This is a genomic window from Erythrobacter sp. A6_0 (assembly GCF_017744235.1).
In the GTDB taxonomy this organism is placed as follows: domain Bacteria; phylum Pseudomonadota; class Alphaproteobacteria; order Sphingomonadales; family Sphingomonadaceae; genus Qipengyuania.
Window position 1 is genome coordinate 347,393 of sequence record NZ_JAGHQR010000002.1, and the last position, 16,449, is coordinate 363,841.

General features: G+C 63.7%; 15 protein-coding genes. 4 read left to right on the forward strand and 11 right to left on the reverse strand.

What is annotated here, in order from left to right; genetic code table 11:
* Positions 1-46 precede the first annotated feature (46 nt).
* The gene (locus J7347_RS07395) at positions 47-646 is read left to right on the forward strand and encodes a ComF family protein (RefSeq protein WP_209161517.1); all 600 of its coding nucleotides are present in this window, start codon (positions 47-49) and stop codon (positions 644-646) included.
* Positions 643-1,200: a hypothetical protein gene (locus tag J7347_RS07400; protein ID WP_209161518.1), complete on the forward strand. Its 558-nt coding sequence runs from the start codon at positions 643-645 to the stop codon at positions 1,198-1,200. Before J7347_RS07395 ends, J7347_RS07400 begins: the two co-directional genes overlap by 4 nt.
* 25 nt (positions 1,201-1,225) lie before the next feature.
* Here J7347_RS07400 and J7347_RS07405 read toward each other — a convergent pair whose 3' ends face one another.
* The 4 genes from J7347_RS07405 to J7347_RS07420 are packed head-to-tail and all read right to left on the reverse strand — an operon-like array spanning position 1,226 to position 4,799.
* Positions 1,226-1,810, reverse strand: a complete 585-nt coding sequence (locus J7347_RS07405; RefSeq protein WP_209161519.1) for an ABC-type transport auxiliary lipoprotein family protein — start codon at positions 1,808-1,810, stop codon at positions 1,226-1,228.
* Positions 1,811-1,824: 14 nt separating this feature from the next.
* Positions 1,825-2,772 carry an MlaD family protein gene (locus J7347_RS07410; protein WP_067678249.1) on the reverse strand — a complete coding sequence of 316 codons (948 nt, stop codon included), beginning with the start codon at positions 2,770-2,772 and terminating at the stop codon, positions 1,825-1,827.
* A 3-nt stretch (positions 2,773-2,775) separates the two neighbouring features.
* A complete protein-coding gene (locus J7347_RS07415; RefSeq protein ID WP_067678278.1) occupies positions 2,776-3,702 on the reverse strand; it encodes an ABC transporter ATP-binding protein in 927 nt (308 codons plus the stop codon).
* Entirely contained in the window at positions 3,702-4,799 is a 1,098-nt protein-coding gene (locus tag J7347_RS07420) for an ABC transporter permease (protein ID WP_209161520.1), read from the reverse strand. The genes J7347_RS07415 and J7347_RS07420 overlap by 1 nt, the downstream gene beginning before the upstream one ends.
* 191 nt (positions 4,800-4,990) lie before the next feature.
* Here J7347_RS07420 and J7347_RS07425 point away from each other — a divergent pair, with 191 nt between their 5' ends.
* A complete protein-coding gene (locus tag J7347_RS07425; RefSeq protein WP_209161521.1) occupies positions 4,991-7,678 on the forward strand; it encodes a valine--tRNA ligase in 2,688 nt (895 codons plus the stop codon).
* Between the two features lie 49 nt (positions 7,679-7,727).
* Positions 7,728-8,462, forward strand: coding sequence for a 7-carboxy-7-deazaguanine synthase QueE (locus tag J7347_RS07430; RefSeq protein ID WP_209161522.1), 735 nt, complete (start codon positions 7,728-7,730; stop codon positions 8,460-8,462).
* 233 nt (positions 8,463-8,695) lie between these two features.
* Here the strand turns inward: J7347_RS07430 and J7347_RS07435 are convergent, their stop codons facing one another.
* From J7347_RS07435 to J7347_RS07465, 7 genes are all read right to left on the reverse strand, one after another.
* On the reverse strand, positions 8,696-10,519 hold the full coding sequence (locus tag J7347_RS07435; RefSeq protein WP_245173895.1) for a DUF87 domain-containing protein: 1,824 nt from the start codon (positions 10,517-10,519) through the stop codon (positions 8,696-8,698).
* Between the two features lie 96 nt (positions 10,520-10,615).
* Entirely contained in the window at positions 10,616-11,329 is a 714-nt protein-coding gene (locus J7347_RS07440; protein WP_067678272.1) for a TIGR02186 family protein, read from the reverse strand.
* Positions 11,330-11,364: 35 nt separating this feature from the next.
* Positions 11,365-12,273 (reverse strand): sulfite exporter TauE/SafE family protein, encoded by a 909-nt coding sequence (locus tag J7347_RS07445; RefSeq protein ID WP_067678237.1) that lies wholly within the window; start codon positions 12,271-12,273, stop codon positions 11,365-11,367.
* A 45-nt stretch (positions 12,274-12,318) separates the two neighbouring features.
* A complete protein-coding gene (locus J7347_RS07450) occupies positions 12,319-12,879 on the reverse strand; it encodes a hypothetical protein (protein WP_209161523.1) in 561 nt (186 codons plus the stop codon).
* 559 nt (positions 12,880-13,438) lie between these two features.
* Complete coding sequence (locus J7347_RS07455; RefSeq protein WP_245173896.1) at positions 13,439-14,872, reverse strand: glycosyl transferase family protein; 1,434 nt, start codon at positions 14,870-14,872, stop codon at positions 13,439-13,441.
* 182 nt (positions 14,873-15,054) lie between these two features.
* Positions 15,055-15,492: a VOC family protein gene (locus J7347_RS07460; RefSeq protein ID WP_067678218.1), complete on the reverse strand. Its 438-nt coding sequence runs from the start codon at positions 15,490-15,492 to the stop codon at positions 15,055-15,057.
* A 102-nt stretch (positions 15,493-15,594) separates the two neighbouring features.
* Positions 15,595-16,362 carry a TorF family putative porin gene (locus tag J7347_RS07465; RefSeq protein WP_209161524.1) on the reverse strand — a complete coding sequence of 256 codons (768 nt, stop codon included), beginning with the start codon at positions 16,360-16,362 and terminating at the stop codon, positions 15,595-15,597.
* Positions 16,363-16,449: the final 87 nt, after the last annotated feature.

A 16,449-nucleotide genomic window follows, 5' to 3' on the forward strand; every position in this document is an offset into this window, starting at 1 on the left:
TGCGCCCCCCTTTGTTCCGGACAATGGTCCGAGAAAGGGGTTGCAGATGGAAGTCGATGTCAGGGAAATTCCGGGGCCTTGGGACTTGGGTTATGCGCTCGACCGGCATGTGGTGCGTAGCGAATATACGGGCGACAACGAAGAAGGTCGCCCCACATTCGACACCACTTACACGGAAGCAGGCAATGCGCTGCACCAATTGAAATACAAGCAAGGCTGGAAACTGAAGCACGACATCGCCGGCGTGCTCGACACGCACATCATGCCGAAACTTCCCGATATCGACCTGATTGTGCCGATCCCCGCCTCGACCAAGCGCCCCCGTCAGCCAGTGGACGAAATTGCCAGGGCACTTGGCGAGCGTGCCGGGATCCGCGTCGGCAGTCATTTGATCGAGATGAAAGACCCTTCGTCGGTGGCACCGAAGCTGAAAAGCCTGACGACGAGAGAAGAAAAAGACGCGGTTCTCAAAAATCGGTTCAAGATCAATGTCGCCGCGCCCGTACCCAAAGGCGCGAACATACTCCTGCTCGACGATCTGTTCGATACCGGCGCGACGATGAGCGCGGTCTGCACTCTCTTGCAATCGCATCCGAAGGTCGCGAGAATTTACGCCGTCGCCGTCACCAAGACAGGAAAAACATGACCACAGTCTTCATCGCGGGATCGATTGCGATCAAGCGCCTGCATCAAAAGGTGCGCGAGCGGATCGAGAACGCGGTGGCAAGCGGTCTGTCCGTCGTCGTCGGCGATGCCGACGGGGCGGATGCGGCGATACAGGACGTGCTGGCATCGCTGAATGCGGACAAGGTCACGGTCTATTGCAGCGGCGAAACCCCGCGCAACAATCGCGGGCAGTGGCCGGTTCATCAGGTCTTCCCCCTCGCCGCGCCCGGCACACGCGCCTTCTTCACAGCCAAGGACATCGAGATGGCGCAGGATGCCGATTATGGGCTGATGATCTGGGACAGCAAGAGCACCGGCACCTTGAGCAATGTGCTGGAATTGCTCTCGCGCGAGAAGAAATCGGTGGTCTTCGTCAACAAGGCGCAGACCTTCGTAAAGGTGGCGAGCGTCGCGGATTTACGCGATCTCGTTACTTACATGTCGGACCATGCGCGAATGAAGGCGGAACAGAAGATCGGCCTGACGAAACGCATCGCCGCGCTCGGTCAGGTGCAGATTTCCTTGCCGATGTAGAGCCGGGCGGCCGAAAAGGCGCCCCTCAACCAACCCAGGCCGCGACCTGACCGGCGACCTCGTTCGCCGCCTGGTTCAACGCCGGGCCAACGCTGGCAACATCGGCGGTCACGCCCGGCACGCGCGCTTCGAAGCGGCGTGTCTGGACCTGCGCGCCTTCGCCCGGGCGGACCGCGTCGAACACCACGACCACACTCTGCGAACGGACATCGTATCCGAACTGGCGCAGCGTGCCTGTCAGCCGGTTATCGGCCAGGACGCCGGGATCGTCCCCGTCGATCACCACACGGTTGCTGCGGGTGCGGATGGTTTCGGCAATCAGGCGACGGAACAGGCGGGCAGGCTGTTCGACCCACACCGCGTCCTGAAGATAGGCGAGGCTCGTGTCGTCGATCTGCACCGGCACGCGCGTATTGCTGAGCGAAGACGGCGCTTCGAATTCCTGAAGTACCAGCGCCGAGGCATCGGAGCCGCGCGCGCCCGTATCGGCGGGTGCGGTGGCCGTGGGCGTGAGCGTCAGGAGCTGGTCCGGCACGTCCGGTCCGAAGCTGAGGCACCCGCCCAGCAACAGCGCGGGGGCCAATCCGGCAATAAGGCGAACGGAATTCATCGCGGGATATCCTCTCACGGCTCGTAATCGGGCAGAGGTTGGCTCGACAGCAAAGCGCCCGCGCCCTGTTCGTCGATCTTTTCGGTCACATCGCGCAGCGCCTTGCTGGTCGCGCGCAGATCGCGCAGCGTCGCTTCGGCGGCGGGCAGCGTGCTTTCGGTCAGCTGGCGCGTGGCCGGACGCGCTTCTTCGAGCGTCTGTTCAAGCGCTTCGGCAGCACCGCTGGCGGATGTGAGCGTGGCGCGCAATTGCGCCGCGATCGCTTCGCCTTCCTGGTTGATGATCCGGTCGGTGGAGCGCGTGACGGTCTCGAACTCGTTCAGCGCTTCGCCCGCTTCGCGCAGCGTGACCTGCAATTCGGTCATGGTGCGTTCGATCTGCGGCGTCGCGCTGGCGAGGTCCGCGCTCATGCGGTCGGTGTTGCGCAGGATGCCCGCGATCGAGGCCTGATTGTCGTCCGACAAGAGCATGGTCAGCCGCTCGGTCAGAGTCGCCAGGCGTTCCAGCAGCAGCGGCGCGTTGGCGAGGATCTCCCCGAATCCGCCAGCCTTGGGAGGGATCACCGGCACGCCTTCGGTGCAGGCGGTGGTTTCGCAAGTGATCGGCGGCTGGCCGCTGCGCGCACCATCCAGCAGGATAGTGGACACGCCGGTAAAGCTCGACTGGATGGTCGCGGTCGTACCGACCAGAATCGGCGTATTGGGCTTTACCTCGATGCGCACGCGCACGAATTCGGGATCTTTTTCCCACAGGACGATATCGCTCACCTGCCCCACCGGGACGCCGGTGAAGGAGACCTGCGATCCGGTTGCGAGGCCCGAAACCGAGGTCTTGAAGAAGATATCGTATTCGTCCCGGTCGCCCTGGCCCAGACGTGCGAGCCAGATGACGAAGGCCGCCAGCGCGGCCAGAAGGACGAGGGTGACGACACCCACCCAGACGTGATTGGCACGCGTTTCCATTGGTTAGGCCTTATCCTTTCCGGCAGGCGGATTGTCCAACGCTTTGATCGTCTGCGCGGCTATCGGCTCGTCCATATGCCTGCGCAATTCGTCGAGCGCCTGCGCAGTCAGCGCTGCGCGACCGCGCGGGCCGTTGAAATATTCCTGGATCCATTCGTGATCCAGTTCCATCAGATTGGGAACGGTATCGACCGCGATGACCTTCTTGTCGGCCAGTACGGCAACCCGGTCGCAGATCTCATGCAGGCTGTCGAGATCGTGCGTGATCAGGAATACGGTGAGACCGAGCGCTTTCTTCAGTTGAAGCGTCAACTGGTCGAACGCGGCCGCGCCGATCGGGTCGAGGCCTGCGGTCGGCTCGTCGAGGAACAGGAGTTCGGGATCGAGCGACAGTGCGCGCGCGAGGCCGGCGCGCTTCTTCATCCCGCCCGACAGTTCCGACGGGTATTTGTTGACCGCCTCTTCCGGCAGGCCCGACAGCAGCACCTTGTAACGCGCGATATCGTGCATGAGCTCGGGCGAGAGGTCGGGGTAGAATTGCTTCAAGGGGACTTCGACATTCTCGCCCACGGTCAGCGTCGAAAACAGCGCCCCGCCCTGGAACAGCACGCCCCAACGATCGCGAATGCCCAGCGCCTCGTCCGGATCGGCATCGGTGATCGAGCGTCCGAAAACCTTGATCGATCCTTCGGTTGGCGGTTGCAACCCGATGATCGAGCGCATCAACACCGATTTGCCGGTGCCGGAGCCGCCGACCACGCCCAGGATTTCGCCGCGCTTGACGTTGAGGTCGAGCCCGTCGTGAATGGTCTGATCGCCGAAGCGGTTGACCAGCCCCTCGACCTGGATCGGGTATTCGCCGCGAAACCGTTCGTGCCGACCCACGCGCTCGTTCTGGCTTTCGCCATTGTCGGTGCTCGCTTCGGCCATCACGCCCATCCAACCCGAGTAAAGAAGACTGCAAAGAAAGCATCGAGCACGATCACTGCGAAGATCCCGGTCACCACCGCCATGGTGGTGCGCGTTCCGACCTGCTCGGAATCCCCTTCCACCTGCATGCCGTTATAGCAGCCCGCCAGTGCCACGATCAGCCCGAACACCGGCGCTTTGATCATGCCGACATAGAGATCGTAGGGAGGAACGACTTCCTGAATGCGCTGGAGGAAATTCCAGAACGGAATGCCCAGCATCAGGTCCGACACCACCGCCCCGCCGATGATCGCCATGACCGAGGCGTAGAAGCCCAGCAGCGGCATCATCAGGATGGCGGCGAGGATGCGTGGGATCACCAGCGCTTCCATCGGCGCGATGCCGATCGTGCGCATCGCGTCCACTTCCTCGGTCAGCTTCATCGTGCCCAATTGCGCCGCAAAAGCGGAGCCGGAACGGCCCGCGACCATGATCGCGGTCATCAACACGCCCAGTTCGCGCAAGGTGATCCGGCCGACAAGATTGACCGTCAGCGTCTCTGCGCCGAATTGCTGTAATTGCACCGCGCCCTGCTGCGCGATGACGATACCGATCAGGAAGCTCATCAGCCCGACGATCGGTAGCGCCTTGACGCCGACCAGTTCGAGCTGGCGCACCAGCGCCTTGCCACGGAACCGGCTCGGATGGCGGATGACACTGCCCGCGGCGAGAATCAGCGCACCGAGAAAGCCGATTACGCCGCGCGCACCGTGGCGGGCGTTGTAAACCTTTTGCGAGAAGCTGTGATAGACCCGCTGCCCCAGCGGTTCGCGCGGCGAGCTCACCTCGGTATCGGTTTCGTGGCCGCAGACGGCGTCCATCAGGCGCTGCGCACGCTCGCTCGCGCCGACGATTTCGGCTTCGTGTTCCTTGGCGAGGTCGCAGGCGATCCAGGCACCGACAGTATCGATTTCCGACACATCCGAAAGGTCGATTTTCGAGACCGGGCCTTCGACGGCGTAGATCCCGTGCTCGATATCGGAGACGGAGGATACGAGATAGGGTCCGGAGAGGGCCAGGACACCATCGTTGATCGCGAATTCGGCCGTGCGCTCCATATTCCCGCGCCTATGCGGGCTTTCGCGCGGTTTGCCAAGGGTTTCGGCGTGTGTGCGCCAAGTCGGTACGCCAGCGGACGCCGCCGCGTACCGGACTGTCCGGGCCTCTGGTGGCCTTGTTTCGCCAGTCGCGCAGGGCGCTGGCGTCCTTGTGTTGCCAGTCGCGCGGGGCGCTGGCAAAGGCTCCGCCCATGAGCACCGATCTTTCGAAAACCTTCGACCCCGCCGAAATCGAGGCGCGCTGGTACGCGCACTGGGAGGAAAACGGGCTTTTCCGCCCCGAACGCCCCGACGCCGAAGCCTACACTATCGTCAATCCGCCGCCCAATGTGACGGGATCGCTCCATATCGGCCATGCGCTCGACAACACCTTGCAGGACATCGCGATCCGTTACGAGCGGCTGCGCGGCAAGGATGCTTTGTGGGTGGTGGGTACAGACCATGCCGGGATCGCGACCCAGATGGTGGTCGAGCGTCAGCTGGAAGCAGCGGGCGACAAGCGCACGAATTATGCGCGCGAGGATTTCGTCGCCAAGGTGTGGGAGTGGAAAGAGGAATCGGGCGGCACCATCACGCGCCAGCTGCGCCGCCTCGGCTGTTCGATGGATTGGAGCCGCGAACAGTTCACCATGGACGATCATTTCAGCCGCGCCGTGATGCGCACTTTCGTGCAGCTGTACAAGGATGGGCTGATCTATCGCGACAAGCGGCTGGTAAACTGGGATCCGAAGCTCAAGACCGCGATCTCCGACCTCGAAGTGGAAACGCGCGAGGTCAAGGGCAGCTTCTGGCGCCTGCGCTATCCGCTGGAGGACGGCGTCACGCTGGCCGATGGGCGCGATTATATCGAGGTTGCGACCACACGGCCCGAAACGCTGCTCGCCGACATGGCAGTGGCGGTGCATCCGTCGGACGATCGCTATGCGAGCGTGGTCGGCAAGCATGTCGTCCTGCCGATTACGGGACGCCGTGTCCCCATCGTGGCGGACGAACATGCCGATCCCGAATTGGGATCGGGCGCGGTCAAGATCACGCCGGGCCACGATTTCAACGATTTCGAAGTGGGCAGGCGCGCAGGGATCGCGGCGGGCGACATGCTGAACATGTTCGATGCGGACGCGCATGTCTGCCAGACTTCGGACGGGCTGGTGCCCGGCGACCTCGTCGGCCTCGAACGCTTCGCCGCGCGCGACGAGGTGGTGGCGCGGATGAAGAAACTCGGCCTGCTCATCCCGCACTTCACCGAAAAAGATGGCGAGCGCACCGAACACGATGCCGAGCCGCGCACCATTCAGCAGCCCTTCGGCGATCGCGGCGGCGTGCCGATCGAACCCTGGCTGACCGACCAGTGGTATGTCGATGCCGAGACCCTGGCGAAGGATCCGATCGAAGCGGTGAAGTCCGGCGCGGTCGAGATCGTGCCGAAAAGCTGGGAGAAGACCTTCTTCAACTGGATGGAGAACATCCAGCCGTGGTGCGTCAGCCGCCAGCTGTGGTGGGGACACCGCATTCCCGCCTGGTACGATGGCGACGGAAACGTCTTCGTCGCCGAGACGGAGGAAGAAGCCCAGGCGCAGGCGGGCAGAGGTGTGGCGCTGACCCGCGACGAGGACGTGCTCGACACCTGGTTCAGCTCCGCCCTGTGGCCCTTCGCTACGCTCGGCTGGCCGGAAGAGACCGAGCTCGCGACCAAGCATTACCCCAATTCGCTGCTCGTTTCGGGCTTCGACATCCTGTTCTTCTGGGATGCGCGGATGATGATGATGGGGCGCTATCTGACCGGCGAAAATCCGTGGCCGCGGCTCTATCTCCATGGGCTGGTGCGCGCGGCGGACGGTGCCAAGATGTCGAAATCGAAGGGCAACGTGGTCGACCCGCTCGGCCTGATCGAGCGCTACGGCGCCGATGCGCTGCGCTTCTTCATGGCGGCGATGGAAAGCCAGGGCCGCGACATCAAGATGGATGACAAGCGGGTCGAAGGATACCGCAACTTCGCCACCAAATTGTGGAACGCCACGCGCTTCTGCCAGGCGAATGGCATCGGCGCGAGCGATACGATCGCCGCACCGACCGCCACGTTGGCGGTCAACAAATGGATCGTCGGAGAAGTCGTCGAAACCCGCGACACGCTCGACAAGGCGCTGGCGGAGCTGCGCTTCGATGCGGCGGCGAACACGATCTACCACTTCGTGTGGGACCGGTTCTGCGACTGGTATCTGGAGCTAATCAAGGGCCAGATCGACGACGAGACCCGCGCGGTCGCCGGGTGGGCGCTCGACCAGATTCTGGTCATGCTGCACCCCTTCATGCCCTTCATCACGGAAGAATTGTGGTCGAAGCAGGTGGACCGCGCGGACTATCCCCTCATCACTGCCAAATGGCCCGAGCCCGAGGCTGAGGTGGACGGCGAAGCCAAGGCGGAGGTCGATTGGCTGATCGCGCTCACCAGCGCGGTACGCACGGCCAAGAATGAACTCGGCATCGCGCCGGGTGCCAAGCTCGAAGCCTATTGCCCCGCTCCGTCCGCGCTGGCGCGCAAGGTCGTGGAAGAAAACGCCGCCTCGATCGAGCGGCTCGCGCGTCTGACGCCGATCCGCTTCGCCGATGCACCCGCAGGCGCGGCGATGCAGGTCGGCGCGGGCGAAGACGCTTTCGTCATCCCGCTCGAAGGCGTGATCGATATCGACGCGGAGAAAGCCCGCCTCGCCAAAGCGCTCGAAGCTTCGCGCAAGGAAGCGAAATCGCTGGAAGGCCGGCTCGGCAATGCCAATTTCGTCGAACGGGCCAAGCCCGAGGCGGTCGAGAAGGCGCGCGCCGATCTCGCCCACCACACCGGCGAGATCGAGCGAGTGGAGGCGGCGCTGGCCCGCTTGGGTTGAACGAGCTGTTGCCGATGCCCGCCCTCCCCTTCTGCCACAGAGCCGCATCATGGCGCTGACGCTCGCCACCGACGATACCGGCGGGCCGGAAATCTTCGCCTCGGTCCAAGGCGAAGGGCCCAGCGCGGGCATGCCGGTGGCGTTCCTGCGGCTCTCGCGCTGCAACCTTGCCTGCGTATGGTGCGACACCGCCTATACCTGGCATTTCGAGGGCGATGATCGCCCGCATCGCAATGGCCGGACATTCGATCGCAAGGCCAATCAGGTGACGCTGGACAAACGGGACGTTGCGGAGCGGATCGCCGCTTTGGGCCAGAAACGGCTCGTGATCACCGGGGGCGAACCGCTGCTGCAGGCTCCGGCGCTCGCCAAGCTGCTCGATCTGCTTCCCGATATCGGCGTGGAGATCGAAACCAACGGCACGACCAAAGCCCCGCCCCACCTCGATGTCCGTATCGACCAGTTCAACGTCAGCCCCAAACTGTCGCATAGCGGCAATCCTGCGGAGCTGGCGCTGATTCAGGAACGGCTCGACGCATATGCCACCGATCCGCGCGCTTTCTTCAAATTCGTGGTCGCGAGCGAAGACGACGTGAACGAAGCCGCCGCGATCGTGCGCCGCCACACGATTCCGCCCGGGCGCGTATTCCTGATGCCCGAAGGCACCGACAGCGCCACCCTGCGGGCGCGCGAGGAATGGCTGGTGCCGCTATGCCTCGACCACGGCTTCCGCCTCAGCGACCGGCTTCATATCCACCTCTTCGGAGATACCAGGGGGACGTAGTTTGTTTTCCGCACGCCTCCGGCGCGCGATATCCTCGCTCCCTGCGGTCGCTGCGGGCGGGCAGTCGCCCTTGCGGTCGGCTGGTCGCCGACCGAGCTCCGCCACCAAGCCCTCAGACCGGGAATAGCCCGGTCCGCGACCAGCGGACCGCCAGCGCGACTGCGCGCCCCGCAGGTGCCCGACCGAAGGGAGAATTAGCACCGAGGATGAACCCGCGGAGGCGGGTTCGGCACTTAACTACTCGCCCGCCAGCGCGCCACGATCCGTTCCACCTGGTCTTCTTCCCCGCCTGCCTGATTCCACAGCTCGACGAAACTGGGATCGTCAGAGGCAGGACGCTTCGATTCTTCGAGTGTGTCGAAGCTGACCCTGATCGGAATCGCCACACCCTCGCCGCAGACGATGCATTCGCGATTGCGCAGCGCCGGTATCGAATCGAGGAAACCGCGCGCGCCTTCGGGCATGGCAGCCTTGACGAAGGCCTGATCGCGTTCGTTGTTGAGGCGCATCGAAATGATCGTGCCGCACTGCGACAGCACGCCTTCGGCCAGATCGCTCGGCCGCTGGGTGACGAGGCCCAGCGAAATTCCGTATTTGCGCCCTTCCTTGGCGATACGGCTCAGGATCTTGCCGACCGACGAACCATCAGCGTTCTTCTCGTTCGGCACGTAACGGTGCGCTTCTTCGCATACGAGCAGGATCGGGCGCGTCTTCTCCTCGCGCCCCCAGATCGCGAAATCGAACACCAGGCGGCTCAGGACCGCGACGACCGTGGCGGTCACGTCGGACGGAACGCTCGAAACGTCGATGATCGAGATCGGCTTGCCGCCGCCAGGCATGCGGAAGAGCTTGCAGATGAAGTCCTTCATCGTATCCGCCACCAGCATGCCGGAGAACATGAACTGGTAGCGTGGATCGTTCTTGATCTCGTCCAGCTTGTTCCTGATCCGCATATAGGGTGCCGAATTGGTCGCCTTGTCGAGCTTGCCCATCGCGTCCTGCAACGCGGCGCCCAGATCTGAGAGCAGATAGGGGATCGGCGAATCGACCGTGATCTTGCTCAGCTGACTTGCAAGGCGGCTCTTCTGTCGGGCGGCCAGAAGGCATTTGGCCAGGATGTCGGCATCGATCTGCCGCTCGTGGCCCTCGCTGTTGAGGAACACTTCGCAATGTTCCTCGAAGTTCATGATCCAGTACGGCATCTGGAGATTGGAGACGTCGAAGATATTGCCCGCCTCGCGAAACGCCGCAGAATATTCGCCGTGCGGGTCGATCATCACGATATGGCCGTCGGGCGCGGCTTGGCAGATGCGATGGAGGATCAGCGCGGCACTGGTCGATTTGCCCGTCCCCGTGGAGCCGAGAAGCGCGAAATGCTTGCCCAGCAGGGCATCGATATAGAGGCCCGCGCGGATATCCTTCGTGGGATAGACTGTTCCGATCTGGACCGAACTGCGCCCGTCGCTGGCATAGACCTGCCTTAGATCCTGCGTCGTGGCAGGATAGATCATGGCACCGGGAACCGGATAGCGCGTGACGCCCCGCCGGAACCCGTGAAGCTTGCCCGTGAGCTTCTCCTCCTTGCCTTCGCCAAGGAAGTCGATGTTGGCAACGATGGAACCTTCGGCACGCCGATCCTGGCGCTGATCGCGCACGCTTGCCAAAAGCCAGCTATCGCCGACGCGGATCTTGATCTGGCTACCGACCTGTCCGGTCATAGCGATGGAGGGGTCGGAATCGTCCGCGCAATCGGTGAGCCGCTGAATATCGATCGCGATCTGCGATCCGGCGCCGGCTACTTCGAGCACCACGCCGATGGGAAGCGCGGCGTTTTCGCCGGGAGCGGGCGCGACCGGCTTTTCGGACGTTTCCGAGGGAGGTTCGGGCTTTGAATGCGGCGTTTCCACCACCTTCGCGCGCGGCGGCTGCTTTTCCGCATCGACCTGGCGCAGTCGGTCGCGCAGGGCCGCTGGACGGGCGGGCTGGGCCTGGTCTTCGAAATCGCGCTCCGTGGCCGGGTCGAACACCCGAAAATTCCCGCCTCCCACATCCGTCATACGAAAACCCTTTGCGCGCCCTCTTGGTCTAGGGTCCGCTATGGATCGGGAGCGGTTAAGAACGGGTCAATATCCACAACCGCGCTGTGTCAAGCGTCAGATAAGCGCGAAAAAACGCCCCGCTGCCCAGCCCATCCCGATCGACAGGATAACCGCGACGAGCCCATATACGAGGCCGTGGCGATTGGCCGAGTTTTCGACGAAGCGTTCGAAACCGACCTTGCGTACGGCGACCTCCGCCGTCGCCGAAGCGAGCACGCGCCCGCGCGAAATCGCGAAGGTTTCCGCCGTGTAGATGCCGGTAGTCACATTGGACGGCAGCTCGATCCGCGCCTGATACAGCACCTCCTCGCTGATCGTAACGCCGCCGACCTGTTCCTTGTAAAGGCCCTGTCGCGTTTTGAGATCGACCAGCCCGGCGGCGAAGCGCGCCTGTTCCTCGGTGTCGATGACCCCGCTGGGCGAAAGCTGGATATAGGACGTCCCGAATTCGTAGATCGCGGCGGTCTTCTCGTCCACGATCTGCTCGATCGGGCGCGAGGACGCGACGGCGAAGAAGCTGGGGGCGGAACGGAAATCGGTGTCTTCGGCATTCAGCCAGACACCGGCAATCCGCTCCTTCTCGCGGACCCGGATAGGCTCGGACGGGCCCTTCAGGACCACGACGATATCGTACAGCCCGCCGGTGCGCTGGGCGATCGGATCGATGATCGCGCCGAAAAGAAGCAATTCGGTGCCGGTAAAGCCCTGGCGAACCTGCACCTCGTGCTGCGACACTTCCGGCACGAGTACCGGATCGCGCTGGCCCATCGTCAGGACCGCGAAAAACAGGAGCAGCCAGGCTCTCACAGGCTGTCGACCGTGTAGATTTCGTCCGGCTGGACGAACAGGCCGAAGAACATCCGCACGGCGATCACGAGCACGATCACCGCCAGCACGATGCGCAGTTTTTCAGGCGCAAAGCGCGCCGCCACCTGCGTGCCCATCTGCGCGCCCGTCACCGATCCGATCAGAAGCAGGCCGACCAGCACGATATCGACCGCCTTGGTCGTCAGCGAATGCATCATCGTCGTCACCACGGTCACGAACAGGATGTTGTAGAGGCTGGTGCCGACCACGACATTGGCGCTCATTCCCAGGATGTAGAGCATCGCCGGGACCAGGATGAAGCCGCCGCCCACGCCCATCAGCATGGTCAGCGTGCCGACAATAACGCCCAGCAAAAGCGGGGCGAGCGGCGAGATGTAGAGGCCCGAGCGATAGAAGCGCCAGCGTCCGGGCAGCGAGGCGACCAGCGGATGGTGGCGGCGACGGCGCGGTGCGGCGGCATTCGGATCGCCGCGCAACGCCTGCCACGCCTCGCGCGCCATCAGCGTCCCGATTGAACCTAATAGAACGACGTAGAGCGCGTTGATGACCACGTCGATCTGACCGATCGAACGGAAGAAACGGAACAGGAGCGATCCGATCCCCGCCCCAATCCCTCCGCCTGCGACCATGACCGCGCCCATGCGGTAATCGACGCCGTTGCGCTTGGAATGCGCCAGCACGCCCGACACGCTGGCCCCGGTGACCTGAGTCGAAGCGGACGCGGCTGCCACGGTGGGCGGCACCCCGTAGAATATCAGCAGCGGTGTCGTCAGAAACCCGCCGCCCACGCCGAACAGGCCCGAAAGTATGCCCGTGATCCCGCCCAGCAGCACGATCCAGAGCCCGTTGACGGACAGGTTCGCGATGGGGAGGTAGACGTCCATCCTCCGGCTCTATCGCAGGGGAGGCGGGCTTTGAAGTACGCCGTTTCAAAATCCGGTCGAAAGCGTCACCGCCGCGCCCGATCCCGGCTGCGCATCGCCCGCGATCCGAAACCGGTAGTCTGCGGACAGCCAGACAGGCGATCGGCCAAGGCGTAACGCTACGCTGGCGCTCGGGCCGATATCGAGCCGCCCCGCGCCGCGCTGGACGCCGCCCCAGGCCCCCGCCCCGATGGAGATCTCTCCCAGATCGAACCGCGCGACCGCGCGTTCGCCGACGATCTGGGCATCGGCGAAGGCCGTGGCCGATTGCCCGCCGACATATCCCGCCTGCGCATAGCCGCGCGCCGTCAGCCCGGTTTCGCGGTCGTCGCTGTAAAATCCGGTGGTCGCGAAGACGGCGGGGCGCACCAGCGTCTCTCGCTGCGAGGCCTCGCCCTGACGGGTCACGCGCGCTTCGGCGTGGAAACGCAGAGGCAGACTCGCCACAGGCTGCGCGCTGACGCCGAGCGCGACATCCTGTTGCGTGGGCACCTGAAGAGCGGCGACGAGCCGCCCGTACAGTTCGGGCCGGGCCGCCTCTTCAGGCGCGAGCGCGTAACGCAGCACAGCTCCTGCCTGGCTGGCTCCGTAAGTCGCAAGCGCGGGAGCGACTAGCGCAGAGGGGGAATTGCCCGCTCGGTTGAAGATCCATACATCACCGCTAATTCTATTCCGAGAGGCCGGACGATAGGCCGCTTCATCGTAAAAGATGGGAAGAGTTCGGAAATCCGTTCCCGCGACGAGAAGCGACTCTCGCATCGCCCGCGATGGTTCGGCGATCGGGATCGGCCAGAAACCTCGCGGTCCAGGATCACCGGACGGGGCTTGGTCCACCAACCTGGTGCGGGCAATTTCGCCGAAAGTGAAGGATGGCTCGATGCGCTCGGCTCGTATGAACCGCGCACGCGAAGGTCTGGCTGGTATCGCGATTTCGGGCGCCTCGCTGCCGTGCGCGAAGACCTGAAGCGGGGTAATCGGTCCGGCGAGAGGCTCGACCGATGGGCTAGGGAGTGGCGGAACGGCTTCGAACAGCGGTGTCCAGAACGCCGTGCGTAGGACGGTATAACCCGCGAGCAGCGAGACGATCGCCACCAGCGGTTGGCCCCGCTGCTTCGCCGTCGTCATATCAGCTGCCTTCGCGCCTGTCGGGACCAGGCCCTGCGGAAACATCAAACGCGGGTTCATGGAAGGCAGGATGATCGCGATGCTCGGTCTTTTCCCACACCACGGGAGCCCCGCGCAGAGTGCGGAGATAGGCGAAGAGGGCCCGCCGCCCGGCAAGAATGGCAATGAAGTTCGAGACCGGAATGCGGATGACGGCCAGCATGGCCTCGCGCCAGCCGAATTCCCGCCCCGTGAAAGCGGCGCGGACAACGGCTCGCCAGACAAGAGCGGCGAAGTTCGCGATCAGAAGCATTCGGAGCACCGGACCGGGCGCGACCGGTCCGATCCTGCCCAGCGACCGCACTGCCCAGCTTACCGCGATCGACAAGAGCAGGGCATATGCCAGGAACAGGAGCAGGGCGGCCAGGGGCCCGCGCCGGTCGCGAAGATCGAACCAGCGCCGGGCGAAACCTCTGCCCCAACCCATCCGGTCCCAGCCCAGCAAGGCGATCCCGTTTATCCACCGCGTCTTCTGCCGCACCGATTCTCCGATCCTCCCGGGAAAATAGGCTCGCGTTGCGATCAGGCGCCCTTCTATAGTCCGCATGCGCAGAAATCGCGTCCGCAGGCCCATCGCCGCGATATCGAGCCCGAATTCGTAATCCTCGGTCAGCGAATCGGCCGCGAAAGGCCCCGTTTCCCCCCGCATTCGCGCGACCGCACGAATTGCGTCGCGTCGCACGGCGCATCCGACGCCTGCGCCCGGTACGCCCGCCCCAAGACCATCGCGCACGGCCATGGTCTTGCCATGGGCCTCGCAGAATTCATCCGCATAATGACCGGCCACGAAAGGCGATCCGGGCTTGGGCAAGGCCAGCACCGGCAATTGGACGAAAGCCGCATGGTCGAGCGCGAGGTCGAACAGCTTGAGCGCCAGGGGATCGACCATATCCTCGGCATCGTGGAGTACGACCATGCGGACCGTTCGCCCCGTAGCCGTCTCCTCGTCTTCAAGCGCTTTGTAGAGACAGTTCAGACAATCCGCCTTGGATGTCGGCCCCGGCGCGGGATTGACGACAACGCGCACGCGGCAATCCTGCGCGGCGAGCGAGCGCGCGGCAGCCAGGGTTTCGGCATCGTTGACGTAACAGCCGATATGGATCGTAAGCTCGGGATCGGACCAGACCGTGAGCGCATGGGCAACGGTGGCACCGATAACCCGCGATTCTTGCCAGCAGGGAATGAAGACTGCCACCCGCCCGCCGAGCGGATTGGTGGAAAGCTCTGCCGCATCGATGCGTCCGGTACCTATTCTGCGCGTAATGCGCAGCCACAGATAGGCAATATCGACGGCAAATTCGTCAAGCGTTCCGATCAGAAAGAAGATACCGGCGAACAGCAGCATCTCGTGCTGGAGCAGCATGAACCATTCGCCGCCTTGAAAGGCGTCTGTCAAAGTAATTGCATGCCCCCAACACGCCCCCCCGTTCTTGCCGCCCAATTCTAATACGCAATCTGCGTAGCGGCAATACTAGAAAGTCGCAGGGGAAAATGCGAGCGGTTGTCGGCGGCGATCGCTATCGATCGATCTGCCGCCGACTAAATCAGGGCCTCGCCCCCCCGATGGCACGAACGCCCCTACCAGGTGCCGGTGTTTTCCATGCTCGCCCAGGGCTCCCGCGGCGGTAGATGGCCTTCCTGCAACAATTCCACCGAGATCCCGTCGGGCGTGCGCACGAAGGCCATATGGCCGTCACGCGGCGGACGGGCGATCGTGTGCCCGGCATCCATCAGGCGCTGGCAGGTCGCGTAGATATCGTCGACGCGATAGGCGAGATGCCCGAAATTGCGGCCACCGGTGTAGTCTTCCGGCGCGCTGCCGTCTTCGGCGGGCCAGTTATATGTCAGTTCGACCTCGGCCACGCCCTCCTGCCCTTCGGCGGCGAGGAAGATCAGCGTGAAACGGCCCTGTTCGTTGTCGAACCGGCGCATTTCCTTCACGCCGATTAGGTCGAAAAAGGCAATGGTCGCATCCGGATCGCTGACCCGGATCATGGTGTGGAGATATTTCGTCATACTCGGTCCCTTCGTCTAGGCCTGCCAGATGGGACCCATGACGGGACGGCGAAAGGGGCGGCCCGTAAGGACCGCCCGACTTTCTTCGATACGCGAACTATCTCAGAAGCTTGCGCTGAGCGTGACTACGAAAGCGTCGTCGACGAAATCGTAAGCGCCCGGCGCAATGTCGCCTTCCGCACCGACATAGGCCGCGCTGAGCGTGAGCGGACCGTAGATATTGGCCTCCGCCCCGATCGACCAGTCGAACGCATCGCCATCATCCGTGAAGGTGAGGAAGCCGTCGGTGTAGCCGAGATGCCCCGTCAGAGTGACCGGCGTATTCGGAATGCCGACGCCGACATCGCTGTAGACGTAGAGATTGTCCGTTCCGCCGAGCGAATCCTGTTCCGGCGCATAGGCGACGCCGACCGTGGTTTCGGCGGGTCCGAGGGTGAAACCCAACGACGAATAGAATTCGACGTAATCGAAGTCTCCCGGCCCCGCGTCGGGATAGAGATAGCCGATAACCCCGACATCGAGTGCCACACCTTCGCCGACATCACCGCTCCAGCCGCCATAGACGTCGAGCTCGATATCGCCGAAGCCGACCGTATCGTTATCCAGCGTGGAGGCCCAGGTGCCGACGTAGAAGCCCGATTCGTGGCCCAGGTCGAGGCCGCCCTGAACGGCCACGTCGCCGCCCGACAGATCGACACCGCGGAAGCGGTATTCGCTGGTCAGCGCGACATTGGCGGAAAAGGTAATAGGACCTTCGGTTTCCGCTTCGACTTCGTCGGCGGGATTGACGGTCTGAGCAGCCACCGGGGCTGCGAAGGCGAGGCTCGCCAAACCAAAAAGCGCGGTCGGGCCGCGAAAGGACGTGCGCATGACAGACTCCTGTATGTGTCGCTTCGTCCCACCTGCAATCCGCCGGGCCCCTTGTTTTCGAGCGGGGTCCTCGTCCGGATCGGAAAG

Excerpts from the sequence above, each read along its gene's own strand:
- J7347_RS07415 (WP_067678278.1), bottom strand. The coding sequence starts at position 3,702 with ATGGCCGAAGCGAGCACCGACAATGGCGAAAGCCAGAACGAGCGCGTG.
- J7347_RS07460 (WP_067678218.1), bottom strand. The coding sequence starts at position 15,492 with ATGACGAAATATCTCCACACCATGATCCGGGTCAGCGATCCGGATGCG.
- J7347_RS07395 (WP_209161517.1), top strand. The coding sequence starts at position 47 with ATGGAAGTCGATGTCAGGGAAATTCCGGGGCCTTGGGACTTGGGTTAT.
- J7347_RS07420 (WP_209161520.1), bottom strand. The coding sequence starts at position 4,799 with ATGGAGCGCACGGCCGAATTCGCGATCAACGATGGTGTCCTGGCCCTC.
- J7347_RS07425 (WP_209161521.1), top strand. The coding sequence starts at position 4,991 with ATGAGCACCGATCTTTCGAAAACCTTCGACCCCGCCGAAATCGAGGCG.
- J7347_RS07410 (WP_067678249.1), bottom strand. The coding sequence starts at position 2,772 with ATGGAAACGCGTGCCAATCACGTCTGGGTGGGTGTCGTCACCCTCGTC.
- J7347_RS07400 (WP_209161518.1), top strand. The coding sequence starts at position 643 with ATGACCACAGTCTTCATCGCGGGATCGATTGCGATCAAGCGCCTGCAT.
- J7347_RS07465 (WP_209161524.1), bottom strand. The coding sequence starts at position 16,362 with ATGCGCACGTCCTTTCGCGGCCCGACCGCGCTTTTTGGTTTGGCGAGC.
- J7347_RS07435 (WP_245173895.1), bottom strand. The coding sequence starts at position 10,519 with ATGACGGATGTGGGAGGCGGGAATTTTCGGGTGTTCGACCCGGCCACG.
- J7347_RS07440 (WP_067678272.1), bottom strand. The coding sequence starts at position 11,329 with ATGGGCCAGCGCGATCCGGTACTCGTGCCGGAAGTGTCGCAGCACGAG.
- J7347_RS07445 (WP_067678237.1), bottom strand. The coding sequence starts at position 12,273 with ATGGACGTCTACCTCCCCATCGCGAACCTGTCCGTCAACGGGCTCTGG.
- J7347_RS07405 (WP_209161519.1), bottom strand. The coding sequence starts at position 1,810 with ATGAATTCCGTTCGCCTTATTGCCGGATTGGCCCCCGCGCTGTTGCTG.
- J7347_RS07430 (WP_209161522.1), top strand. The coding sequence starts at position 7,728 with ATGGCGCTGACGCTCGCCACCGACGATACCGGCGGGCCGGAAATCTTC.